Here is a 22121-nt window from a genome sequence, read left to right on the forward strand (position 1 = left end):
CCACAACAGCCCCATTTCGAAACTGAGCACCGTCCCGGAAACAGCACCGATCGCGAACAGGATCGCCGAGACCGTCGCCCACCTTTTGGCCAGCCCCAGCGCGACGGAATCCTCCCGGACCAGGCCACGCCGGTGCACGACATAGATCATGGCGGGAAAGGCGACACCGAAACAGGCCAGCACGATATGCCAGCCCAACGAGAACGCCATCTGCTGGCGAGCGGGCAACAAGCCCGGCGGTCCTTCCCCACTCGCCACCAGGAGCGAGACCACTGTGTTCGACACCATCACAGCCCCTTTCCGCCCCCTGTGACAAGTCAGTTCGCCACTCGGGACTGCACGATCCGATCGCCCCAACACGACCTGTTGCGAAATGCCCGCGCCTGCTCGCCTAAAACAGTTCCCGGGCCCCACCCGTCGACATCGGTGGCAATGCGTACCGGCATCTGCTTCGCCCGCCGTGATCGCGCAGGAGCAGCTCGGCCAGGCGCCGGTCACCGACATCGCATCCGGGCCGACGATACAGTCAGCAATGCGCTCACTGCGGATCCGACATTCGCGCGGTGATTCGGTCCGGCACAGGCGGGTAAGGCCTGCGCATGAAACGGTCTGCGCCGGGCTCTGCCGCCGACGGGGACGAGCGGCAGGCGGCGTTGATCACCGCCGTGGGCTTGTCCTACCCCGAACAGCATCGCCGTCGGGTCCGCAAGTACGTGGTCCTGATGGCGTGTCGGGTGCCGTCGTTGCTGTTGGCCACCGCCGTGTACGCCGCTGGTGGTCCCGGCTGGGTGGCCGCGGCGATCATGGGGGTGACACTGCCGTTGTCGTGGATGGCGGTGTTGATCGCCAACGACCGCCCACCCCGCGAGAAACGCCTTCCCTCGCTGCACCGGTTAACGCCAGTGACCTCATCGCCTTCGACGAACACATGGGAGATCTGGAGGTCGCCGTGGGTGAATGCCGGCGTTCACGGCCGAAGCGCGATCTCGGCTATCCGGCGGTTGTGTGCGACTACGTTGGTGGGGCCACCCCGCTCCTGGTAAGCGCTGCACATTTGCGGTTGAGCTCCGATGCGTGCGCGTCGAGGCTGCGGCCGGGCCATGGCGGTAGCGGCGCGTCGTGCAGCTTCCGTATGGTGGCGCCCGCTGCGGCCCACGCCGCTGGCGATGCGGTCGACGGCTCACCGAGGCGCCGAGTGCCAATCCTGGCAGAGCGGCGAGCGCGAGCACTGGTGGCTTACGCCACAGAACATCCGGAGTCGGGAACGGTGCCGGCCATCGCCTCGACCTTGGTGTCGGTGTTCGACTGTTCAGCGTCGATCTTCAGGAACACCCCGCCGACGTGCAGAGTCGCGCGCTCGTACTGGACGACGACCTCGACTTCTTTCACGTCGGAGATTATGGCTGGGGTGACCATCGACGTCGCCGGGATTATCGCTGGCCAGTGGCCCGTCGCTGGCTTAGCTGAGCGTTGTCTCAACGGATCTTCGCCCGGAACTCTGCTGGTCGCCGCTGTCACTGTTGCGTGCTGCCAACTGGTCGACAATCCCGCCCTGCCACACCCGGCGACGTCAGAATTCACCAATCGGATCGGTGAGATCCGACACTGAGCAACGCTTCAGCCGATGTCCGTTGCCAGTGAAAATAGGCTATTGCCAACCCACCTGAGCCATCGACGCAGCCTTGCCACTGAACCTGGACCATCGAGAGCCCGACCAGCCAGTTCGCCGTGGCCGATGGAGAGAGTTGGCTCACTTTGAATGGCAAATCGGGTCGGGGAGTCTGCCACTCAAAATGGGCCACCGCAGGTCAGCGAGGTTGGCGTGGCTCATCTTCACTGTCACCGGACAGTCGATGCGATCCCTCAGCACAGATGCTGGCTGAACTCGCCGATACCCACGACACGGAGATGATCCATCATCGGCATCTCCCGCAGCGGCATGCAGTTGGCTAAGAGCGCGAAAACTGACACCACCCGAGCGCGAACTCGAACACCACTTCGCGATCTTGGTCTGCCGATCGTCAGCGCGAATTTCGACACCACCCGAGCCAGAGGAAGGGCCGTTGCGTTGCGGGTCGTCGTGCCGCCGAATCGCCCTCGGCACGCGGAGGTCGCCCAGATCAGCAGCGATCGGCGGCTTGGCGCCGCCGGACGGCGAGCGCGCCGGACGAGCCGAGCTCGGGCGGCGGTGTTGAAATTCGCGCTGACGGACATCGAGCCGTCGGCAGGTGGTGTCGGGATTCGCGCTCGCGTGGTGTTCACTTTGGCGCTCAGAACCATGCAGTCTCATGACTTGCCTGTAATGGGGCCGGCGGTGGCTTCATCCCCGCTCGGGCGGGGAGCACTGTAGGCCGGACAGCTGCACCTCCCCCACCCTGGCTTCATTCCGCGCGCCCGGGGAGCACGCATACGCAAAGGTGCCGCAGCTCGATCGGGAGGCTTCATCCTCGCTCGCGAGGGGTGGCCGTCGACGCGCACACCGAACAGTTCGTAGGCGGGGTGACAAGTCTGGCAGTCGCCGTCGCCGAGATGGACTTACTCGACGACGCCGAATCAGGGCCCGGTGCGCTAGTTCAGGGCCAGGTAGACGGTCATGGCGCCTCTCGCGCGACATAGCAATCCTCCACACGGTCGACCGCCGCCGCCACCGTAATGGTCGCAGCAGCCGCTAGAGCTGCGCATTCAGAAAAGTCGCCTCCCCAGACACAGGTCACGTGGACCGACGCCGCGTGCTCGACGCGCACTGCGCGAGGTCGAACCCCGAACTCCACCCGCAGACGACGCCGACTCCCCAACTCACCGAACGGAAAGGGATTTCGTTGCCACACCACACCAAGACAGCCGCCACCCACAACAACCGACTCAATCGGTGTACCCATGACCCGCGGTAGACCACCCCGGCCCCTCGGGGTCCCCGGCAAACCGATGCTCACCGAACTCGCTCCCGGGCACTGGAAAGCCCGCGTCCGGGTCCGCGACTCCTCCGGAAAACGCCGAGAGCTCATGCGTGTCTCCCCGACCAAACTCGACTCCCGCCACCGCCCGATCCCCGACCGCACCGGCCAACGAGCCCTCGACGCCGTCATGGCAGCCGCAGCCGTCATCACCGTCGGCCTCGGCGGGGAACTGTCCACATCCATGACCGTGCGCGACCTCTGGGTCCGCTACCGCGCGAGCCTCATCGCACAAGACCGCACCACAAACACCATCGCCCGCTACGACGAAGTCGCCAAAATGTTCAACACCGCCTTCGGTGACCGGCGCCTGTTCGAAGTCACCACCTCAGCCATCGAAACCTTCCTCACCGAAGTCGGAAAGGCCAGGGGCCCTTCGAACATGCGCACCGGGCGCATCGTGCTCTCCGGGATGTTCCGCTACGCCGTCCGCACCAGCCCCCTCGAAGTCAACCCGGTCCGCGAGGTCCAGATGCCGAAAAATATCGAAGCCAAAGGCCGCACCGGCGGGGCCGGCGACCTCACCACCGACGAACTGCGGTTCATCCTCTCCGCCGTCCGGACCTCCCAGATCCCGTGCCCGCGACAGCTCGCCAAAGCCGAACGAGAACGCGGCACACCCGTCAAGGCCTACACCCCACCGACCGTCGCTGCGTACTGCGAGAGCGCCGACCTCGCCGACGTCATCACCCTCTACGCCGCCACCGGCCTGCGCCGCTCCCAGATGCTCGCCTTGCTGTGGACCGACATCGACCTCGACGCCGCGACCCTGCGCCCCACCGGAAAACTCGTCCGCGTCGCAGGCAAAGGACTGGTCCGGGTCACCAGGAAAGACGACCCGAAGAACCGGACCGGCACCATCGCAGTACCCGAGTTCGCGGTGGAAATGCTCAAACGCCGCAAAGCCGCGGTGGCGAACCGCCGACCGGCTTCTCCGCCGGACCCCGGAATCGAAGTGCTGGACCTGGTATTCCCCTCAGCCGTGGGGACATTGCGTGACCCGCAAAACGTCGGACACGGCTGGCAGCGAGTCCGTGAAGCCCTCGGATTCGCCGAGGACATCACCCCACACAGTTTCCGCCACGCCGTGGCCACCATCCTCGACGACGCCGGCCTGTCGGCCCGTGTCACTGCCGATGTCCTCGGCCACGTCGACCCTGCCATGACCCAACGCCACTACATGGCACGTGGACGCCCACACAAGGCCGCCGCCGATGTCCTCAACCGAGCGGTGACCGGATAACGGATTCAGACCGCTCGCGAATCCGTTCGAAATACGCTGCCCAACTCGAACCCCGCCGGACACTCGCCACTTGAATTAGTGGGGACTTACTGGTGACCACATAGCCCGCAAATCAGACCAAAAACATGGCCTGAACTGCGCATATGTGGAGCTAAGGGGAATCGAACCCCTGACCTTCTCGATACAGGCGAGACGGGCTACCATAGACAACTCCAAACAACAAATCGGACAACTGATTTGCGCTCCTACCTGGTGAAACGCACTGGCTACGACAACTTTCGACAACGATGGACAACGGTCAGCAACGGGCCGCCCAGCTGAATTAGTGGTGACATAGTGGGGAGCGCCTTGCGGTCCCACTCCCGACGCCGAGCATCACGTGACGCATTGGGATGCCCGATTCCGCCGAGCTCAGCAAGCCTCGCCCGCACCAAGTTTCGGGAAACCCCGAGCGCCCGCGCGGCCTGAATCGGAAGCTGGTCACGGCCGGTCGAGGCGGGCGATACGCGCCAGCACCGACGCTCGGGTCAAGCCGCCGTCGGGGTGGCGATCCAGGTCGGTGCGCTCACGCGCCATCATCGATTTCACTGTGCCGGTGGCGACTCCCAGCATCGCCGCGGCCACCGAGTACGACACCGACTCGGTGTCGTCCCTGCCGACCGAGCGGCCCACCATGCGCCCGACCGGTGTTCGCCACCACACCGGCTCAGGCTCTTCAGGCCAGGCGACGCCAGCGAGGTCGATCACGGTCTGCGCGGCGACCTCATCATCGTCGCTACACAGCGACGCCGCCAGGGTGGGGGCGGTCTCGGCGATGCGTTCTCGCGTCATATCGGCGAGGTCGAGAGCTCCGATCGCTTCGAGCGCTCCGACGATGTAGTTGTCCAGGGCACCTGCCAGCTGGTCGGCGACGGCGGCGGTATTGCTATCGGTCATCGAGAACACTCCTTGACGGTAGAGGCAGAACCGACCCAGTGATCACGGGCAACCGGTGCGACCCACACAACGGTATGCAACCGCAAATCGGTTGGCAACCATTTAGCGGTTGCATTGTGGCTGGATGCCGCGCGCCGTGTTGACCCGTCCCGTCAGCCACCGCGTGGCACATCCGATCGCCGCAATGTCCTGACCATCAACACCCCGAACGATGGGACCAGCCATGCAGCCTGCATCACCACGATCTACCCGAACTCAGCCGACTACGAGCGAAGACGTGCGCATGGACCGTGCGCACGTCTTCTTCTGGACCGAGCTCTGCATCGCCGCCGGAGTCAGCGTGGTCGGCAACGCAACCCAAGCCGTCCTCCATACGACCGTCTTGCCAGCAGTCGCGGCCACCGTCGCTGTCATCCCGCCCCTGGCCTTGCTGGCCGCGGTGCACGGCGTCGCCCTGCTCACCCGTGCGCACACCGCCTCCCCTACTGCGCGACGCGCTGCGACCGCGCTGACCGTGGTCATCGCCGGTGGCGCGTTCTGGCTGTCGTTCACCGCGCTGCGCGCTTTGGCGATCACCGCAGGTGTGCCCGCCGCCGAAGCATGGCTTTGGCCGCTCATAGTGGAGGGGAGCATGACGCAAAGTTCTCTGGCCCTGTTGACGTTGGCTCACACTCAGCAGCCTGACACCGACACCGAGTCGGTAACTCCAGCCCCAGCACCACAGCCCACACCCGAACTACCCGAATCTCGCAGCGCGCCCGTCACACTACCGGCTCCACAGCCAGCCGCCACCGAGCCCATCGAGGACGCCGCCGCCGAACAACCTGCGGACAAACGCCCCGACCTCGACGTGTTGGCAGCATTGATCTGCGAACAAGATCCCGGCGGGCGGCGCGATCGCGGCACTGTCACCACAGTTCTCACACACCGCTATGTCGACGAGTGGAATGCCAGTCGTATCTCTCGCGAGCTCGAATGTAGCCGCTCGGCGGTCAGCCGTATCCTGCGCGACGCCGAGCGGTTGCGTGCGCACGCAGCCACCGACCGTGCACACGCCGAGGTTGGGCCGCCGACTGTGCGTGCGCACCCTGACAGCGATCGTGCGCACGGAGAACACCTATGACGGGTTGGGCCAGACAATGTTTCAACATGCGCACACCCCGCCCGAAACTATGCCGATGTGGGCCAGGACACATCGACAGTTTGAGGCCATCCGGTGTTGGATCGATGCACGGTTCGTTGCCAGGCACCACCTCTCGTGTACTAACTCCAGCGAAACCCACGTCCTTGGGGGACCAGTGAACTTCGATATCAGCTGCCCGCAATGCCAAAGTATCGACTTGGTCCAGAGCGTGCCCGCCGCCATGTCGGAGGGAACGCACAGCGGCTACAGCACCGGCATGCATGCCGGGTTCGGCGTCGCCCTGGGAGGAACTGTCCCCATCATCGGTACCTCTACCCACGAGTTCAGCCACAGCTCCGCCCTAGCCAGAAGCTTGGCGTGGCGACCAGTTCTGCCATCGGCGGGCCCGCTGTCCGCCCTAGGCACGGTCCTGATGTTCTTCGTCCTGATCATGTTCGGCTTCTGCAGTATCGGGTTGACCATGGATCCGTTGCCATCCAATCCGATCCGGATGATGGCCTCGCTGCTGGGCCTCTATCTGTTTCCAATCGTGCTGTCTATCCCGGTTGTAGCGATCTTGACCGTCGCGTTCAAGCGTGCCCGCCGCAACGGCAAGGTCGATGCCGGGCACAACCGCGCGCGCGGTGTCTGGAGCCACGCCTACTACTGCCACCGATGCGGTGTCGCCTACTGGCCATACCCAACAGAACCCGGCATCCCCTACCGGGTCGCCCTCGCACCAAGCCAATTCCGTTGGCATGTCTGGAACACCGGCGGCTACGCCAAACTCTGACCGTCCGATTCATCAGCGTTTGGCATGACCTGCGGTTCCCTCTGAGCCTCTGGCCGTCCAGGTTCCTGGGCCAATCCGGGGAGTCGACCGCGATCACGCAGCTTAGGATTGTTCGCTGCCCTGTCGGAGGCTCGGGCCGAGGCCATCAGTTGTCGCACTTGTTTGTTGGTCAATTCGAGCAGTTCACCGATGCTGTCATCGGACTCCCCCAAGTCGCGTATCTCCGCCACAGCGCCCGCTTGCTGACCGAGCCATCGAGCAACTTCTGCCTCGTGCTCGCTTTCCAGCTGTTCGATCCGTTTGCGTAGCTCACTAACGCGCTGATCATGTACCCCGGTGCACCGGCGGATCGATCCGGCAGCGCGCAGGTAGACCTGGACCGCGTCCATCATGGCGGCCTCGCGACGTTCGGCTTCGTCACGCCGAACCTTCATCACGTTATGGACCTCGTCCAAACGCCGACTCAATTCGGGATCGCGCTTGGACCGTCGTTGTTTGCCAGTAGGCATCTCAATCTCCTGAGAATGGCCCGACCAGCGGCTCTTCCACTTTCAGACTACGCCTCCGCCAGCGGGGCTTGCCAGTGCTGTGAAGGGAACCACATCTGCCACAACATCTCTCAGTCGAAACGGTGATCCGCTGAATGTCGCACGTTGCGGCGGGTCGGACCCAGCGGTCTTCGCGCCGCACCCCCACATGAGCGTTCACCCGTGGCACCGATTGCACAGAACGGACACCAATGACCGATGCACTCAACAGGATCGAGCTGGCACTCCGCGAGATTGCCGGACCAGAGTTCATCAGGACCCTCACAACGACTCTCACGCAGCAAGACTGGGCCGAAGACGAGATCAGTCGAGCACAACAGCGACATCCCGACGTGGCTGACGTGATGCACCACAGCTTTTCGTTGTTGACCGCGACTCACGAACGAATGGCCACCGAGTTCGTCTACCGAGCCCATGCCCGGGAGCTCATCGAGCGGGTCGCGACCGGAGTCTCGACCAAGCCCGGGACCTCGGTCGAGGTCGTGCTGTTGCTGATGCGTGCCAGCCTCGTAACGCCGTTGAACACCACCGCGTTCGGCCTGTACTTACGAATGTGGCGCCAAGCAGGACTGCCCGACCTAGGCGGGCCGATCGAGGACCTTGACGGGCACTACGAAGCCATCAATACCAGCGGGATCGATGACTTCGAAGCCATCGCCCGTCGCAAGCTCGCGAAGCCCTCACGGGTGCTGACGCTCGTCGCCTGCGAGGGCCGCCACCTCGGCGAACCGGCCGACTGCCGCTTTACGTCCGCGCGAGCCGCCTGACCTGCGCCTCCGCCTTTTCGTCCTGAATTTTCGCGCCGCATCCCGGGTTTCGGGTGCGGCGTTCGTCGTTTTCCGGAAGGGGTTATTTGCTGTGCCCGAACTTGGTTTGCTCGACCCGTGTGGGATCTGTCGATCCCGTGAGCCCGACATCCACGTCGACATCGACGGCGGACGCGTCTGCCAACGCTGCGTGCTGACCTGCGGACAGTGCTACCGCTGCGGTGCCCGCTCGATCGCCCTGACCGAGACCGCCGAAGCAGGACAGCTGTGTTCGATCTGCGTGTCCAGGTTGCACCCGTGCGGGTCGTGTTCGGCGGTCACGTTCACCCGGTTGCCGGTCGATACCGGTGGGTTCGTGTGCGGGATCTGCGCACACCAGCTCTATGACCAGTGCTTCCAATGCGAGCGCTACACCCTGCACAGCCGCTACGTCGTCGGCAACCAACGCGCCTGCCCAGCGTGCGCACAGTTGCAGCGCTCGTGCCGGGACTGCGGCACGCTGATCGCCGGGCGCCGCGGCTGCGATCGTTGCGCTGATCCGCACGCGTTGTGGAACTACTCCTACCGGCCCGATCCGATCTTCCACGGCACCGGGCCGCTGTTCCTCGGGCTGGAACTGGAAGTCATCGTGCCCGAGGATCGCTTCGACGACGCGATCGCTACCGCGACCGATGCGCTCGGTTCGCTCGGGTATTTGAAGCGTGATTCCTCGATCCGGCCATCGGGTTTCGAGATCGTGTGCCACCCGATGACCTACCAATACGCCCTGACCGAGTTCCCCTGGCAGCTCCTCGACAAGCTCGCCCGGATGGGGTGCGAAACCGACGACAGTGTCGGTCTCCATGTCCACGCTTCCCGGACCGGGTTCACCGGGCCCGCCCACATCTACCGGTGGATGAAATTGGTCTATCGCAACCAGGACCAGGTCTCGATGTTGGCCCGACGCGTCAGCCGCTACGCCCCCTTTGAACCCAACACCCGCGCTCGGGCGAAATACCTCGCGAAAGGCTGCCGCAACGCGGTCGGGTTGCCGCGGTATCAGGCGATCAACCCCCACCCCCGCGACACCCTCGAACTGCGGGTTTTCGCCAGCTCTCTCGAAACCCGCGCGGTGCAGGCGGCATTGGCGTTCACCGAGGCCTCGATCCGCTACACCGCCGACCTCACCATCCCCCAGATCCACGCCGGCGGGTGGGACTGGGAGCGGTTCACCGACTGGCTGACCCGCCGGCTCGAATACGCGCCCTTGGTCGCCGAACTCGCCGACTTGACCAACCTTGCTGACGAACAGGAGGTCGTGCTGTGTGCCTCTTAACTTTCATCCCGGCCTCCGTGGCCCCCGACCCGACCGCGTTGCGCCATGGTGCCGAGTCGAACCCGCACGGGCACGGGTTCGCGGTCATCGCCGGGCCGACGATCGTGACCGGCCACGGCATGAACGCCGATGAGGTGATCGACTTGTTCGCCCGTGTCCGAGCCCAGCACCCGAGAGGTCCGGCGCTGTTTCATTCCCGCTATGCCACCCATGGCATCCGGACCGTAGACAACTGCCACCCTTTCCGCCTCGCTGGAGACAAGCGAACGGTTCTCGCGCACAACGGAGTCCTGCCCAAACGCGTCCACCCCGGCCCGTATGACTGGCGATCGGATACGCGCATCGCGGCCGAGGACTACCTGCCGTCTGAGCCGTTCGGGTCGATCGATACCTACCGCGGGTTTCGTGGGCTGGAGTCGTGGTTGGGGTCGTCGAAGCTGCTGATCTTCACGGTCGACCTGGCCTTCGATCAGCAGGTGTATCTGTTCGGGGAGTCGAAAGGCCAGTGGGACAACGGAATCTGGTACTCGAACACCAGCTATCTGCCGTTGAGCCAGCGCTACCCGAAGCGGTATGTCTGCGAGAACTGTGACGACATCGACCTGTACCGGGTGAGTCGCTACTGCGTCAAGTGCGGGTGGTGCTTCGCCTGCGAGAACCGGTTCCCGCACTGCGAATGCCGCCAACCCCGCGCCCGCAGCACCCGCCATCGCGCCCTCAGCCGCCCGATCGCCCTGCCCGCGGCGCGCCCGCCGACTACACCGAGCACCTAGCAGACCTGACCTGCCCACCACCACTTTTCACCTCAGCCTGCACCCGTCGGTGCGGGCTTTCGTCGTTTTCAGGGAAGGAATTCGATGCCCACCGCTGTCATGGTCGACCTCGCCGAATGCGAGGCCTGTTCCACCCCACACCCGCTCACGGAGTTGGTCGAGACCGCTGAGGACGACCGGCTCTGCTCTGGTTGCGTCGCCGATCTGCAGCTGTGCGCGGGCTGTGATCTTCCCGCCCGTGAGACCGCGCTGACCACTGATGACGACTACCGGTGTGCCAGTTGCCGATCGGCGTTCAGTGTTTGCGATGACTGCGTGCGCTACGCCCGCTACGTCGTCGCGGTTATCTCCGGTGGTGATGTGTGTGAGTCCTGCGCGCTGGAGTACTCCACCTGCGAGGACTGCAACTTCGCTGTCGCCGAGCCGATCTCGATCAACGGTGATTGGTCGGTGTGTGATGACTGCCGCCAGGACTATCGCGAGTGCGACCGGTGCGAGACCCTCATCCGCGGCCGCGAGGACTATTGCGAGGACTGCTACCGACCCGACCATGCAATGGTCCACGACTCCGAGTACACCCCGCGCCCGATCTTCCACGGCAGCGGCCCGCTGTTCCTGGGCCTCGAGCTCGAACTGCGCACCACACCAGTCGGTTTCGACGACTCGGTCGAGACCGCGAACGACCAGCTCGGGCGTTTGGCCTACCTCAAGCACGACGGCTCGATCAGCTGCGGATTCGAGCTCGTCACCCATCCAATGAGTTTCGACTACGCGATCGCGGAGTTTCCGTGGTCGGTGCTGTCGCGGTTGCGGTTGCTGGGCTGCTACACCGACGACGAGGTCGGCATCCACGTCCATCTGTCCCGGGCCGGGTTCGACTCCCCTGCCCACATCTACCGCTGGCTCAAACTCGTTTACCGGAACGAGGACGAGGTCACCACGCTCGCGCGCCGACACGATTCGCAATGGGCGGGCTTTCATCCCGACATCCGCGCCAAAGCCAAGGAACTCGCGCACGGCGGCCGTGGATGGGGCCGCTATCACGCCATCAACACCCGCCCTCCGCACACCTTCGAGCTGCGGATCTTCGCCAGCTCACTGCAGCGCCAGCAGGTCCAGGCGGCCCTCGGTTTCGCCCACGCCTCCGTGGAGTACACGCGCACCCTGCGCTCCTACGACGTCGCCCGAAACCAGGGCTGGGACTGGGCCACGTTCACCGCGTGGGTCGCCACACGACCGGAGTACGCCGCGCTCACCGCGGAGCTGACCGCCACCGGATCGAGTGTGTCCACCGAACACCAGGAGGACCTCGCATGTGCATCCTGACCTTCATCAAGCCCGGCATCGTCGCTGACTACGACGCCCTCGCCGCCGGCGCCGCCGCCAACCCGCACGGGCATGGTTGGGCCGTCCATGCCGGAGACCGGCTCATTGTCGGGCACGGCCTGGATCCGAAGACCACGATCACCGAATTCGCCCAAGCCCGCTCGCTGTTCCCGGACGGGCCGGCGTTGTTCCACTCCCGCTTCGCCACCCACGGCAAACACACCACCGCGAACTGTCACCCCTTCGCTATCGGTGGTGACAAACGCAGCGTGCTGGCCCACAACGGGATCCTGCCCGAGCATGTCCACCCGCTCCCGGGTGACGATCGCTCCGATACCCGGATCGCGGCCGAGGACTTCCTGCCCCGGTTGCCGTTCGGGTCGCTGGATTCCTGGACCGGACGCACACGGTTCGAACGCTGGCTCGGGACCGACAAGGCCGTGATCCTCACTGTCGATCCCGCCTACAAACACCCCGCCTACATCTTCAACGAACAGGCCGGGCACTGGCGGGACGGGTCCTGGTATTCCAACCACTCCTACGACCTGGGCCGCTTCCCCCAGGGCGTGGTCTTTGACTACGGGTTCGACGACGGCTTCTGCGACAACTGCGGCGCCGAGATCGACGACCCGGACGGCCCGCACTGCCTCTATTGCGGTTACTGCGTGCAGTGCCAGCGGACCTACCCGCGCTGCACGTGCGCCTGCCCCGACGAGTCCGAGCGCTACGCCGACTTCATCGACATCGAACTCGAAACCGCCTGACCCCCAACATCTATCGCTCCGTGTGGAGCTCTGCGGGAAGGAAACCCTCGATGACACATCCCCTGACCACTCCTCCCCTGCGGTATCGGCTGCGCGCCGCCCTCACCCAATTGCGCGGAGCAGGGTCGGCCGCCGATCCCGCCACCGGTTCGCGCGAGTCGACGCTGGTGGTAGCCGCACTGCACGAGGCACGCCACCACAACCGCCCGGTCACGCTCCGCACCCGCGGTGGACACCTGATGCCGCGGCTGAGCGTGGACAACGTCCACAACCGCCACGCCAGCCTGAGTACCGACTCCCGCGAAGCAGTGATCGTGCCGTTGCGGTTCATCGAATCCGTGCAGCAACTACGCCCCACCACCGACGGCGAGCGGGGGCTGTTGTGAGCACCACTGCCCTCGGCGCGGCCGACCCCTCCCGCTGGACCGCACGCCTGCACCCCATCCCCCAGCTCGCACGGGAAGTGTTGGTCATCGGCTGGCACGCAGCATTCGCCACCACGCCCGCCGCAGGTACACGGGTTGCGGTGTTTCCCGACGTCGAACCCGGCCCCGATCATCTGACGGTGATGGCGTTGGTGCGCATCGAACACGCCACCGCGCTCGACACCATCACCGACGACGGCACCCACGAAACCCAATGGGGTCCAGACCCGTTCGGGATCGCCAAGACCGGCATCAGCTGGCGGCTGGTCCCCGCCCACCGTGACGGGGATGGCCGGTGGGTGATCGCACCAGGGTGGTGGGCCGCCAACGGCGAGGAAGCAGTTCTGTCGAACTCGGTCACCGAACGCGCGCTCGGCGCACCCACTGTCGTGCCGGTCTATGACCACGACCCCCACACCGGCAAACGCTGGACATCGTGATTACCCACATCGGTGAACTCACCGCGTGGATGCGCGCCCAGATGCCCGCCCTCGACGAAGACCGGCACCTGCCCTGGAACAGCGGCACACCAACCGCCGCGTCGCTGGTCACGCTGATCCACGTCCGCGTCGAAGCCCCGTTCACCCCCGATCGGGCCACCACGGTGGTCCTGGTCGCCCACCCCGCTCCCGCCGACGACACCGAACCGCATGCCGGATCGACAGATTCGAGGACCACTTGCCCAACAATCCCCGCTGCCCCGCCTCACGCTCGGCTGCGGCCGAGCGTGTTCCGATCCCCGCGCGCTTGGCGCATTCTCCGGTCTCGGCGGGACTGGTAGTCCCGTATATCACTCTGGCGCACCGGGATCGGACCCGTCCGATATGGGGTCGGATCGACGCGCAGCGCCTCGGTGAGGTGCTGGACAACAAGCGGTGCCAGGTCTGCGGCGAACCGCTCGACGCGACCCTGGTGCTGATGATCCGCCCTTCGGACTACGTGCGCGGCGTGGCCGTAGAGCCCGGCTTGCATCCTGAATGTGCTCTATACAGTCGGCGTGCGTGCGTGATGCTGGCCGGGCACGTCGACCGCTACAACCCCTCCGGCGGCAGCCCGCTCAACCGGTGCGGTGACCCGCTGTGTCGCTGCCGATTCTGGGCCTCTGTCGAAGACAACGATGCCACGCCGAGCCGCGAGGGCAAACCCGCCGAAGCCTGGTACGAGGCCTGGATCAAGCTCGAGGACTACCGCATCTTCACCGTGCCCGCCGACGAATCCGGTCCCGCCGCCACCGGAATCGCGCTTCGCCGGGTGCCGTTGCTGCGGCTGCGTAAGGTCCGCGATCCCGCACCCGACGGCGCCAACACCGAGTGGATGGACATGCTCGCCAAGATCGTCGCGGCTCGAAGGCTGTGGAACACCCTGGTCGTCGACGAACACCCTGACATCAATTCCTGATTCCCGCCCGTTCCGGCGTTGCGCCCGTCACCGTCCGGCTTGGCCGTGACCGGTGCGGTCGCGACTTCGGGCACCAATGGATGGAGAACCTGTGACAGAAGAGGGTGCACTAGTGACCGACGAACACTGCGCTCAGGACCAGCGTGCCTCGCCAGCACAACGTTCCTACTATCAACGGTGCGCAACATGCCAGGCACCGATCGCGCCATTGCAAGCCGACAAAGCAGTCGGGGTTACGCCGCCCCGACAGTGGGTCGACAAGACCAACAACGTCCACCAGTTCGACCCGGTCGACCACGAACACTCCCCCTCGCCCCTGTGCTCGTGCGGTCACACCGCCGAGCAATCCACCGGGCGACCCGGCCGGTGTGGCGTCTTCAAGTGCACCTGCACAGACCACCCCGCCCCGGACCTGATTCCGCGGGCCGCGCCGATCGACTGGGCCCAGGTCGGTCAGGACGCCCACGCCCGCGGTGAGCCAGCAGCCCCCGCACTGAACTCCTCTGTGCGCGAGGCGATCGCGGGGATGGCGGTCGGTGGCGGCGCTGCCGAAATCATGCGAACCTTCCTCGACGGATGGAACCAGGCCCAAGCCCTGGCCGACATCGCCACCGCGATGGCGGACAACGCAGAGGTCGCGGCCGCGATCGGCCCGGTCACCACAGCACGATTGATCTCGATCGCTACCGACCTCTACGACACCTACGGCGACCCCGACGACATCCTGAGCACCGGACAACTCGACACCCTCGAACGGTTGCGCCTGCACCCAGACCCATCAGACGGGCGATCACCGGCGATACGGCCCTGGGATGTCATCGCGATCGCCGTCACAGCGATGGAGCTCGCCGACCAGCACGGACTTCGCGACGCGTCGCTGTGGGAGGTGATCGACTGCGCATACCTCCACATCCACACCGGCCCACGCCACTGACCCGATCACCAACTGGATCCGTCGGCGATCCGACCGACAGATGGTGAGCCACTCTCACCTGCATCCACATGTTGTGGATAACTCTGTGGACAACCACAACACCTTCGACCCTGAACCTCATTATCGAAAGTTTGTTCGAATACGAGTAACGTGCCGAACATGACCCCGCCGCCGACACCGGAATCAACCGCAGCCACCCTGGCCCCGGTCGGTCGGCAACTCCGTGACGCGACAGCCTTCGGTGCGGTCGCGTCCGCCGACCAGATCAATGACGTCCTCGCCCGCATCGACGCGCACAAGCAACGACAGTTCCGCGTCGACGGGCTCAATGCGGCGAACCGGCCCTTGAAACCGCCATCGCCGATGGGTTGCCAGAGCTACCGACAGACCCCACGGTGAACAGTTCGTCGTCGTTGTTCGAGACCTGGCCGCACGACCCGACAGCGCCGATGTGGCGGATCGTCGAGCCCCCGCTGCCGGTCACCGTCGAACTCGGGACCGCGATCGTGACCCGACCGGCGCACTTCGGTGTCAACAAGGTCCGCCTCGGCATCCGCAAAGGCGGCCTACGCCTGACAGATACCACACCTGGCCTCCTCCGAGCTTGGGCCAGGGTCGCGGACGGGACATGGCTGGGGCTCGTGGCTTTCACCGTGCCCACCGGGAACGGTCAGGGGCGTCTCCCAGTCGAACAGTGGTGCCCCGAGCACGCGCTGTCTCCGCAGAACCCGTCGACTTCTTCGCGACGCTGATCGGACCCCGCACGCAGGGCGCCGGGCACTCGATGACCAGCCGCGGCGTCAAACAAGAAGCGTCTCAGCGAGTTTGCTGATCCGAGGTAGCCCTCTGTCGTGATCTCGATGGCACCGCGGCCCGATTTCCGAACACCAAGGTCCCGGCCCAGCAGGCAATACTCGCCCCTTCTACAACCGGGACCGCCGCCCTGTGATCAGGACGATGAACAACGGCACCGTGAGATCACTGGGCCAGTCGATCTCGGTCATCTCAGGATCGGCGGTCAGCAGCAACAGCGAGTCGATCTGCCCGGTCTCGGCGTATCGGACGAGCTGATCCTGCACCACATCCAAAGCCCACCATCCCGCGCCTTTGATCTCGATACCGACCCGATGCCCCTCGTCGTAGGTGGCGACGAAGTCGATCCGACAGCCTTTCGCGGCCGAGGTTCCCTCCGAGAGATCCAGCTCGTGGTCGATGCTGACGTCGTTGTCAACGCCGGCGTCGGCCCACCGCTGCCAGATCAGTTCGTGGAGTTCGTCCTCATCGCAATACCGAAAATCGATGTCCTCGTCGACGAACGGGTCGACGAGGAGTTTGAGGTAGGCGTTCCAGATCGGTGAGGTTTGCGACTGACCTGGCCTCACGCAGTCCCGATGGACGTAGTGCTTGTCGAGATAGTCCGCGCTTTCCCCGCTACCAGCATTGCTGCCCATCGCACTTCCCCCTTGCTGCCGATCCGTCGAACACCAGCATGCCGTGGGGCACCGACAGAGTTCGCCGTCGCAATGGCGGCTAAAGCGGGCGTACCCCGGCCCGCCACTGCGCACTTCAATCATCCACCGACAGAAGGACGACCATGGACATGCACACAGGCGAATTCGAGCTGCGATTCCCACTCAGCCAGGTCAGCACGATCGCCGAACACGCGATGGCCGCGACCGAACATTCCTGGCCCACCTGGGACGACAACAAACCCAACCCGATCCCACCCGCTTTGGCATGGGCCAAAGACCAAGGCACCTACCTACTCTCGAACGGAGTACCACGGCTACTGGCAGACCCCGCCAAACCCGACGGTTCCTCCCAGGTGGTGTACGCGCTCGGCTACGACAGCTACTTCAACTTCACCGACACCGCGGTCGGCGGCGACGACTTCGTCGAATACATCTCCCTCACCGACGAGCAAGACGGCGTCACCTTGATCGAGCTGATCCGCCACCACGCCGCTCACGGGGGATTCCTGCTGCTGAACGTGTTTCCCGGCGGTACCTACTACCTCAGTTTCAGCTCGGCCGCCTCACCATTCAACAAGTAGCCGTCATGTCGAGTCACCGAAACGGACCGAGGAGTATGTCGCGGATTTGCTCCCCCGCCGATCCGGTTAGCTTGTACCCATGAGGTTCGAGGTTGGTGCGCGGGTGCGATTACACCCCAATGGGGCAACGGTGTTCAGGGTGCTCGAAGTCGACTATCTGGGCGATCCGGAACGGGTACTCGTCGAAGCCGTCGACGACACCCCGGGCACATACCCGTGGCCAGCCTCGACAGCGTTGATGGTGACCGCCGACGACTGAACCCGGCATCACGGCAGCCGTACAGGACCGATGCCGAGATCGGACTACGCTGATGACCGTGGTCCCCGATGATGGCGATCCGATCCCGGCCGAGCAGGCAGCGATCGTGGCGTTGGTGATCGATCAGATTGAGCCCGATACCGACATCACCGCCGAAGACGTGCATCGCGGCTTGGTTGCCGAATCGTCCAACCCGCCGAGCCTCCGGGACGTGCGTGCCGTGCTCGATATCCTCGCGATGCCCCACGTCGGCTTCACTCCCGGCGAATCGTCGGCGGCTGTGCTGTCCCGCATGCGGGACATGCTCGCGGCAGCGGAAAGCCCGCCCCCACAGCTCGACTACTGGAATGACCAGCCCTACTGACCATCGACGTCGTCACTGGCTGCTGTACCGATGCGCCGCCCGAACGCTCACCACACACCGGCATTGTTCGCGGTACCGAGCCAGGGTCTGCCATCGACGAAACCCTGGCAGGTGACCACGTGGAGCGGAAATGCACTCACGCCAGCCGACTAGGGTCTCGGCACCGGCTTCACGGCCGCCCGGTCGGGGTTTCGATCTCGTCGAGATCCTTGTCCAGCCGCAGCCCTCGCCAGCTCGGATGCCGTAACCGGCCGTCGCTGGTCCATTCGGTGAACGCCACCTCCCCGATCAGCGCCGGCCGAACCCAGGCCACTCCGTCCGAGGTACGTCCAAGGCTGGGGATCGGCGGGTCCGACTGTTGCAGCGGTGCCAGGCGTTCGCGTAGATCGGTCAGCATCGCGGCGGTGAACCCGGTCCCGACGCTACCTGCATATTCGAGACTTCCCCGGTCATCGGGCACCGCCACCAGCAACGACCCGATCTGTCCCGCGCGTCGACCCGACCCGCTCTTCCACCCGATCACCACGACCTCTTGATGGCTGACGTTCTTGATCTTGATCCAGGCCGGACTTCGCTGGCCGGGCAGATACCAGCTGTCGCGACGTTTGCAGACGATGCCTTCGGCCCCTAGTTCTTTCGATACCTCCAAAGCGGCAGCGGCAGGACCCGGGAGCAGGTGCGGGATCCGCCAATGCGGTCCAGCCAGCCCGATGCGTTCGAGGAGCTCGCGGCGTTGGGCGTAGGGCAACTCGATCAGTGAACGGTCACCGATGTGGAGCAGGTCGAAGATCAGATAGGTCGCCGGAGACGTTTCCGCCAGCGCCCGGATCGTGGCCGGGTTGCGTTGATGCATCCGCGGAGCCAACGCCTGGAACGAGGACCGGCCCGCGTGTTCGATCACGATCTCCCCATCGACCACGAAACCAGGCTCAACCGGAGCCAGCCCGGCGAGCTCGGGCCAGGCGACCGGTGATGTCGTTGCCGTTGCGCGACTCGAGCCGCAGCTGGTCATCGATATAGGCGATAGCCCTCAGGCCGTCATGTTTCATTTCATAGGCCCTTCTCTGAACTACAACATCGCCTGGACCACGGAGCATTACGGGCTCGCTATCGAGCAGATGCGCCGGGCCGGGCAGCGTATCGATGACGAAGTCCTGACCCACATCAGCCCTGCCCACAGCGCCAATATCACCTTCTTCGGCGCGATCGAGGTCGACATCGACGCCGAGTTGGCCCAGCTGGGCCAGACCGGGTACCGGCCGCTGCGGGTGCGCGACACGTTGTTCTGACCCGCGCGACCCGGGATCTGTGGTTACGGGGTGGCGATGTCGATAGGGGTGTGTGTCGGGGTGTTTGTTCGGTGGGCGGTGAGGAAGTTGTCGACGAGCCGGGTGCAGTCGTCGTGGTCGATGGTGCGTAGTCCGGTGAGACGGGCGAACACGATCGGGCCGATGAGTTCGATGATGGCGAAGGTGGTGTCGAGCTCGCCGAGCATCGCGCGGGCCTGTGGGCTGGTGAGGATCTGGTCGAACGGGTGGCGGTACTGCTCGATGACGCGCGCGCGCAGCGAGGTGACCGCGGCCGGGTCTGGGTGGTCCTCGCCGATGGAACCCATCGCCAGCCAGGACAGGGTGGTCATCTGCACCGGGGCCTGTTGGATCAGGTCGGCTTGGGTGGTGAGCAGCGCGACGAGCCGCTCGCGCACGGGCCCGGTGCTGGTCGGTGTGTCGACCTGCGGAAGCAGCCGTTCGAAAGTCGCCGCGAGCAGTTGGGTGGTACTACCGAAGTGCCGGTAGAGGGTGGCGCGCGCGACCTTCGACACGCGGGTGACCGCCTCGACTGTGACCGCTTCGACACCACCGGTGGACAACAGATGGCTGGCCGCGTCGAGCAACCGGTTGCGTGAGCGTGCCAGCCGCGGATCGGCCTGCTCCGGGGCCGTGGTGAGCGGGTCGGCCGCTGCGGGGTCCGGGTCGGTCATGGCCGCGCGCTCCTTGCGATTCGTGTCGTTCAACCCTGCGAATGTGTAGACATCATCCCACACCCCGACCATTATGATACTGACGGTCTCGCACAGAGACTGCTGGTCTACAACGTCGGGAGGTGCCGGTGACCGCACCCGGAACGGACACGGTCGAGATCGCCCGCTGGACCAGGGCCCAGTGGTGGATGCTGACGGTGTCGTGCCTGGCGGTGGCGCTGGTGGTCGCGGCGATGGCGGCGTTGTATTCGGCGTTGCCGCAGATCGCGGTCGCGACCGGGGCCACCCAAGCCCAGCTGACCTGGATCGTCGACGGCTACACCCTGGTGCTGGCATGTCTGGTGCTACCCGCCGGAGCCATCGGTGACCGTTACGGGCGTCGCGGGGTACTGGTCGCGGGACTGGCGGTATTCGCCGCCGCCTCGGCGTTGCCGCTGCTGCTGTCCGACCCGGCGTGGTTGATCGCGGCACGCGCGCTGGCCGGGGCGGGCGCGGCGCTGGTGATGCCCTCGACACTGTCGATCCTGACCGCGGGCTTCCCTCCTACCCATCGTGGCCGGGCGGTAGGGGTGTGGGCCGGAGTCGCCGGGTCCGGGGCGGTACTGGGCATCCTCGGCGCCGGGCTACTGCTCGAGCAGTGGTCGTGGCTGTCGGTGTTCGTCGGGTTGACCGTGGCCGGGGCAGTGCTGGCGGGGTTGGCCTGCACCATCGCCGAGTCCCGCCAACGCGAGCATCCGCCGGTGGACTGGGTCGGCGCGGGCGCGGTGGCCGTCGCGATCGCGGCGATCGTGTTCGCCGCGGTCGAGGTCCCCGCGCGCGGCTGGACCGACCCGCTCGTCGCCGCCACCGCCGGGCTCGGTGTCGCGGCGGCGGTGGCGTTCGTGGTCGTCGAGCTGCGCTCGGCGGCACCGCTGCTGGACGTGCGGTTGTTCGCCCGCCGTGGTTTCGGTGCCGGATCGCTGTCGGTGACCATCCAGTTCCTGGTCACCTTCGGAGTGTTCCTGCTACTGGTGCAGTATTTGCAGCTGATCCTCGGCTACGGGCCGCTGGCCTCGGCACTGGCGCTGGCGCCGATGGTGGTGCCGCTGGTCGTGATCTCGGTGATCGCGCCGTGGCTGTCGGGCCAGGTCGGGTTGCGGGCGATGACCGTCACCGGCCTGCTCACCATCGCCGCCGCGCTGGTGCTGGTGAGCCGGTTGACCCTCGCCGCGCACTACCTCGATCTACTGTGGCCGCTGCTGATCATGAGCGCGGGCCTGGGATTGTGCACCGCCCCAGCGACCTACGCCATCGTCGCCGACACCCCCGAGGCCAAACACGGGGTCGCCGCCGCGGTCAACGACGCCGCCCGCGAGATCGGCGCCGCGATCGGGATCGCCGTGGCCGGCAGTGTGCTCGCCGCCGGCTACTCCCACCACATCGCGCCCGCCCTGCCCCGCCTACCCGAGCCCGCCCGTGGCCCGGTCGCCGATTCCCTGGCCGCCGCCCTGCAGGTCGCCGACCAGGCCGGACCCGCAGCCGCGCCACTGGCCGAGTTCGCCAAGGCCGCGTTCGTGCACGGCAGCGGCCAAGCCGCGCTCACCCTGGCCGCTCTCACCACGATCGGGGCGATCGTGCTGGCATTCCTCGCCCCCGGCCCCACCACCCGCCGATTCCGAACACCACGCCCACACCCGTCCATCCCATGAAAGACGCCCGTCATGACGGCCTATCGCACGATCATCGTCGACACCGACGGATCCGACCGCTCCTACCGCGTGGTCGACCACGCCGCCGAACTCGCCCACGCCACCCACGCCCGGCTCCTGATCATCTGCGTCCGTCACGACATCGACGAACATGATCTCGGGGCCGACCTCGACCGGCTCGGACCCGACGCCTACCAGCTACGCGGCACCACCCCCACCGACACCATCCTGCGTACCGCCCACCAGCACGCGATCAACCACGGCGCCACCGACATCGAAACCCACATCCTGCCCGCGCCCACCCCGCACGCCCTGCTGCACCTGGCCGCTGCCACCGGCGCTGACCTCATCGTCACCGCCGATGCGCACCGATCACCGCTGCTGGCCCGGCTGCTGACCACCCCACCGATCGCACTCGCTCGTAAAGCCCACTGCGACATCCTGTTCGCCACCACCCGGTGACACACCCCACAGAAA

General features: G+C 65.7%; 26 protein-coding genes, 1 tRNA gene and 2 pseudogenes. 20 read left to right on the plus strand and 9 right to left on the minus strand.

Features of this window, described 5'->3' with window-relative positions; translation table 11 throughout:
• A pseudogene (locus NV348_RS10580) lies at positions 1 to 504 on the minus strand (cytochrome ubiquinol oxidase subunit I); the annotation flags it as partial.
• 95 nt (positions 505 to 599) lie between these two features.
• Between NV348_RS10580 and NV348_RS10585 the strand changes: the two are divergent.
• On the plus strand, positions 600 to 1043 hold the full coding sequence (locus NV348_RS10585) for a DUF3099 domain-containing protein (protein ID WP_062984908.1): 444 nt from the start codon (positions 600 to 602) through the stop codon (positions 1041 to 1043).
• Positions 1044 to 1236: 193 nt separating this feature from the next.
• On the opposite strand, the gene NV348_RS10590 is transcribed toward NV348_RS10585, so the two are convergent.
• Both NV348_RS10590 and NV348_RS10595 read right to left on the minus strand, forming a co-directional pair.
• Positions 1237 to 1389 (minus strand): hypothetical protein, encoded by a 153-nt coding sequence (locus tag NV348_RS10590; RefSeq protein WP_174562648.1) that lies wholly within the window; start codon positions 1387 to 1389, stop codon positions 1237 to 1239.
• Positions 1390 to 1863: 474 nt separating this feature from the next.
• Entirely contained in the window at positions 1864 to 2280 is a 417-nt protein-coding gene (locus NV348_RS10595) for a hypothetical protein (RefSeq protein WP_218721768.1), read from the minus strand.
• 597 nt (positions 2281 to 2877) lie between these two features.
• Here NV348_RS10595 and NV348_RS10600 point away from each other — a divergent pair.
• Positions 2878 to 4197 (plus strand): site-specific integrase, encoded by a 1320-nt coding sequence (locus tag NV348_RS10600; protein ID WP_084503720.1) that lies wholly within the window; start codon positions 2878 to 2880, stop codon positions 4195 to 4197.
• Between the two features lie 146 nt (positions 4198 to 4343).
• Here the strand turns inward: NV348_RS10600 and NV348_RS10605 are convergent.
• A tRNA-OTHER gene (locus tag NV348_RS10605) sits at positions 4344 to 4411 on the minus strand.
• Between the two features lie 266 nt (positions 4412 to 4677).
• Positions 4678 to 5133: a hypothetical protein gene (locus NV348_RS10610; RefSeq protein ID WP_143876025.1), complete on the minus strand. Its 456-nt coding sequence runs from the start codon at positions 5131 to 5133 to the stop codon at positions 4678 to 4680.
• Between the two features lie 283 nt (positions 5134 to 5416).
• Here NV348_RS10610 and NV348_RS10615 point away from each other — a divergent pair, with 283 nt between their 5' ends.
• Together NV348_RS10615 and NV348_RS10620 are read left to right on the plus strand one after the other, a co-directional pair.
• Positions 5417 to 6256 (plus strand): DUF2637 domain-containing protein, encoded by an 840-nt coding sequence (locus tag NV348_RS10615; protein ID WP_062984914.1) that lies wholly within the window; start codon positions 5417 to 5419, stop codon positions 6254 to 6256.
• Between the two features lie 175 nt (positions 6257 to 6431).
• Positions 6432 to 7049 (plus strand): hypothetical protein, encoded by a 618-nt coding sequence (locus tag NV348_RS10620; RefSeq protein ID WP_157125210.1) that lies wholly within the window; start codon positions 6432 to 6434, stop codon positions 7047 to 7049.
• On the opposite strand, the gene NV348_RS10625 is transcribed toward NV348_RS10620, so the two are convergent.
• Positions 7034 to 7558 carry a hypothetical protein gene (locus NV348_RS10625; RefSeq protein WP_143876023.1) on the minus strand — a complete coding sequence of 175 codons (525 nt, stop codon included), beginning with the start codon at positions 7556 to 7558 and terminating at the stop codon, positions 7034 to 7036. The two genes, NV348_RS10620 and NV348_RS10625, sit on opposite strands and share 16 nt — an antisense overlap.
• Before the next feature lie 230 nt (positions 7559 to 7788).
• On the opposite strand from NV348_RS10625, the gene NV348_RS10630 reads away from it, so the two are divergent.
• The 11 genes from NV348_RS10630 (at position 7789) to NV348_RS10680 (ending at position 15698) form a co-directional block, all read left to right on the plus strand.
• On the plus strand, positions 7789 to 8364 hold the full coding sequence (locus tag NV348_RS10630; protein ID WP_062984920.1) for a hypothetical protein: 576 nt from the start codon (positions 7789 to 7791) through the stop codon (positions 8362 to 8364).
• Positions 8365 to 8455: 91 nt separating this feature from the next.
• Positions 8456 to 9679 carry a hypothetical protein gene (locus NV348_RS10635; protein ID WP_245914569.1) on the plus strand — a complete coding sequence of 408 codons (1224 nt, stop codon included), beginning with the start codon at positions 8456 to 8458 and terminating at the stop codon, positions 9677 to 9679.
• Positions 9667 to 10452, plus strand: a complete 786-nt coding sequence (locus NV348_RS10640) for a class II glutamine amidotransferase (protein WP_063816141.1) — start codon at positions 9667 to 9669, stop codon at positions 10450 to 10452. The genes NV348_RS10635 and NV348_RS10640 overlap by 13 nt, the downstream gene beginning before the upstream one ends.
• An 84-nt stretch (positions 10453 to 10536) precedes the next feature.
• Entirely contained in the window at positions 10537 to 11778 is a 1242-nt protein-coding gene (locus tag NV348_RS10645) for an amidoligase family protein (protein ID WP_245914568.1), read from the plus strand.
• Entirely contained in the window at positions 11766 to 12542 is a 777-nt protein-coding gene (locus tag NV348_RS10650; RefSeq protein WP_062984923.1) for a class II glutamine amidotransferase, read from the plus strand. Before NV348_RS10645 ends, NV348_RS10650 begins: the two co-directional genes overlap by 13 nt.
• A gap of 50 nt (positions 12543 to 12592) precedes the next feature.
• Positions 12593 to 12928: a hypothetical protein gene (locus NV348_RS10655; protein ID WP_062984925.1), complete on the plus strand. Its 336-nt coding sequence runs from the start codon at positions 12593 to 12595 to the stop codon at positions 12926 to 12928.
• Positions 12925 to 13407, plus strand: coding sequence for a hypothetical protein (locus tag NV348_RS10660; protein ID WP_062984927.1), 483 nt, complete (start codon positions 12925 to 12927; stop codon positions 13405 to 13407). The genes NV348_RS10655 and NV348_RS10660 overlap by 4 nt, the downstream gene beginning before the upstream one ends.
• On the plus strand, positions 13404 to 13748 hold the full coding sequence (locus tag NV348_RS10665; protein WP_062984929.1) for a hypothetical protein: 345 nt from the start codon (positions 13404 to 13406) through the stop codon (positions 13746 to 13748). The genes NV348_RS10660 and NV348_RS10665 overlap by 4 nt, the downstream gene beginning before the upstream one ends.
• Positions 13749 to 13825: 77 nt before the next feature.
• Positions 13826 to 14365, plus strand: a complete 540-nt coding sequence (locus tag NV348_RS10670; RefSeq protein WP_062984931.1) for a hypothetical protein — start codon at positions 13826 to 13828, stop codon at positions 14363 to 14365.
• A 208-nt stretch (positions 14366 to 14573) separates the two neighbouring features.
• Positions 14574 to 15299, plus strand: coding sequence for a hypothetical protein (locus tag NV348_RS10675; RefSeq protein ID WP_062984933.1), 726 nt, complete (start codon positions 14574 to 14576; stop codon positions 15297 to 15299).
• A gap of 159 nt (positions 15300 to 15458) precedes the next feature.
• Positions 15459 to 15698, plus strand: coding sequence for a DUF6374 family protein (locus NV348_RS10680; protein ID WP_062984935.1), 240 nt, complete (start codon positions 15459 to 15461; stop codon positions 15696 to 15698).
• A 524-nt stretch (positions 15699 to 16222) separates the two neighbouring features.
• Here the strand turns inward: NV348_RS10680 and NV348_RS10685 are convergent.
• A complete protein-coding gene (locus NV348_RS10685; protein WP_211300395.1) occupies positions 16223 to 16873 on the minus strand; it encodes a hypothetical protein in 651 nt (216 codons plus the stop codon).
• A gap of 20 nt (positions 16874 to 16893) precedes the next feature.
• On the opposite strand from NV348_RS10685, the gene NV348_RS10690 reads away from it, so the two are divergent.
• Both NV348_RS10690 and NV348_RS10695 read left to right on the plus strand, forming a co-directional pair.
• The gene (locus tag NV348_RS10690) at positions 16894 to 17352 is read left to right on the plus strand and encodes a DUF3085 domain-containing protein (protein ID WP_101465745.1); all 459 of its coding nucleotides are present in this window, start codon (positions 16894 to 16896) and stop codon (positions 17350 to 17352) included.
• Between the two features lie 311 nt (positions 17353 to 17663).
• A complete protein-coding gene (locus NV348_RS10695; protein WP_101465744.1) occupies positions 17664 to 17975 on the plus strand; it encodes a hypothetical protein in 312 nt (103 codons plus the stop codon).
• A 169-nt stretch (positions 17976 to 18144) separates the two neighbouring features.
• Here NV348_RS10695 and NV348_RS10700 read toward each other — a convergent pair whose 3' ends face one another.
• Positions 18145 to 18894 carry an ATP dependent DNA ligase gene (locus NV348_RS10700; RefSeq protein ID WP_357220729.1) on the minus strand — a complete coding sequence of 250 codons (750 nt, stop codon included), beginning with the start codon at positions 18892 to 18894 and terminating at the stop codon, positions 18145 to 18147.
• Between the two features lie 148 nt (positions 18895 to 19042).
• On the opposite strand from NV348_RS10700, the pseudogene NV348_RS10705 reads away from it, so the two are divergent.
• Positions 19043 to 19264 (plus strand): annotated as a pseudogene (locus NV348_RS10705) (Tn3 family transposase); the annotation flags it as partial.
• A 23-nt stretch (positions 19265 to 19287) separates the two neighbouring features.
• Here NV348_RS10705 and NV348_RS10710 read toward each other — a convergent pair.
• Complete coding sequence (locus NV348_RS10710) at positions 19288 to 19956, minus strand: TetR/AcrR family transcriptional regulator (RefSeq protein WP_101468442.1); 669 nt, start codon at positions 19954 to 19956, stop codon at positions 19288 to 19290.
• A 188-nt stretch (positions 19957 to 20144) separates the two neighbouring features.
• Between NV348_RS10710 and NV348_RS10715 the strand changes: the two genes are divergently transcribed.
• Positions 20145 to 21644, plus strand: coding sequence for an MFS transporter (locus NV348_RS10715; protein WP_170112309.1), 1500 nt, complete (start codon positions 20145 to 20147; stop codon positions 21642 to 21644).
• 12 nt (positions 21645 to 21656) lie between these two features.
• Positions 21657 to 22106, plus strand: coding sequence for a universal stress protein (locus NV348_RS10720; protein WP_101465742.1), 450 nt, complete (start codon positions 21657 to 21659; stop codon positions 22104 to 22106).
• The last annotated feature ends 15 nt before the right edge of the window (positions 22107 to 22121 follow it).

The sequence above is a fragment of the Nocardia fodinahabitans genome (assembly GCF_052983615.1).

Coding starts and splice junctions, on each gene's coding strand:
- NV348_RS10585 (WP_062984908.1), top strand. CDS start 600: ATGAAACGGTCTGCGCCGGGCTCTGCCGCCGACGGGGACGAGCGGCAG.
- NV348_RS10595 (WP_218721768.1), bottom strand. CDS start 2,280: ATGGTTCTGAGCGCCAAAGTGAACACCACGCGAGCGCGAATCCCGACA.
- NV348_RS10600 (WP_084503720.1), top strand. CDS start 2,878: ATGACCCGCGGTAGACCACCCCGGCCCCTCGGGGTCCCCGGCAAACCG.
- NV348_RS10610 (WP_143876025.1), bottom strand. CDS start 5,133: ATGACCGATAGCAATACCGCCGCCGTCGCCGACCAGCTGGCAGGTGCC.
- NV348_RS10615 (WP_062984914.1), top strand. CDS start 5,417: ATGGACCGTGCGCACGTCTTCTTCTGGACCGAGCTCTGCATCGCCGCC.
- NV348_RS10625 (WP_143876023.1), bottom strand. CDS start 7,558: ATGCCTACTGGCAAACAACGACGGTCCAAGCGCGATCCCGAATTGAGT.
- NV348_RS10630 (WP_062984920.1), top strand. CDS start 7,789: ATGACCGATGCACTCAACAGGATCGAGCTGGCACTCCGCGAGATTGCC.
- NV348_RS10645 (WP_245914568.1), top strand. CDS start 10,537: ATGCCCACCGCTGTCATGGTCGACCTCGCCGAATGCGAGGCCTGTTCC.
- NV348_RS10650 (WP_062984923.1), top strand. CDS start 11,766: ATGTGCATCCTGACCTTCATCAAGCCCGGCATCGTCGCTGACTACGAC.
- NV348_RS10655 (WP_062984925.1), top strand. CDS start 12,593: ATGACACATCCCCTGACCACTCCTCCCCTGCGGTATCGGCTGCGCGCC.
- NV348_RS10680 (WP_062984935.1), top strand. CDS start 15,459: ATGACCCCGCCGCCGACACCGGAATCAACCGCAGCCACCCTGGCCCCG.
- NV348_RS10685 (WP_211300395.1), bottom strand. CDS start 16,873: ATGATTGAAGTGCGCAGTGGCGGGCCGGGGTACGCCCGCTTTAGCCGC.
- NV348_RS10690 (WP_101465745.1), top strand. CDS start 16,894: ATGGACATGCACACAGGCGAATTCGAGCTGCGATTCCCACTCAGCCAG.
- NV348_RS10695 (WP_101465744.1), top strand. CDS start 17,664: ATGACCGTGGTCCCCGATGATGGCGATCCGATCCCGGCCGAGCAGGCA.
- NV348_RS10710 (WP_101468442.1), bottom strand. CDS start 19,956: ATGACCGACCCGGACCCCGCAGCGGCCGACCCGCTCACCACGGCCCCG.
- NV348_RS10715 (WP_170112309.1), top strand. CDS start 20,145: ATGCTGACGGTGTCGTGCCTGGCGGTGGCGCTGGTGGTCGCGGCGATG.
- NV348_RS10720 (WP_101465742.1), top strand. CDS start 21,657: ATGACGGCCTATCGCACGATCATCGTCGACACCGACGGATCCGACCGC.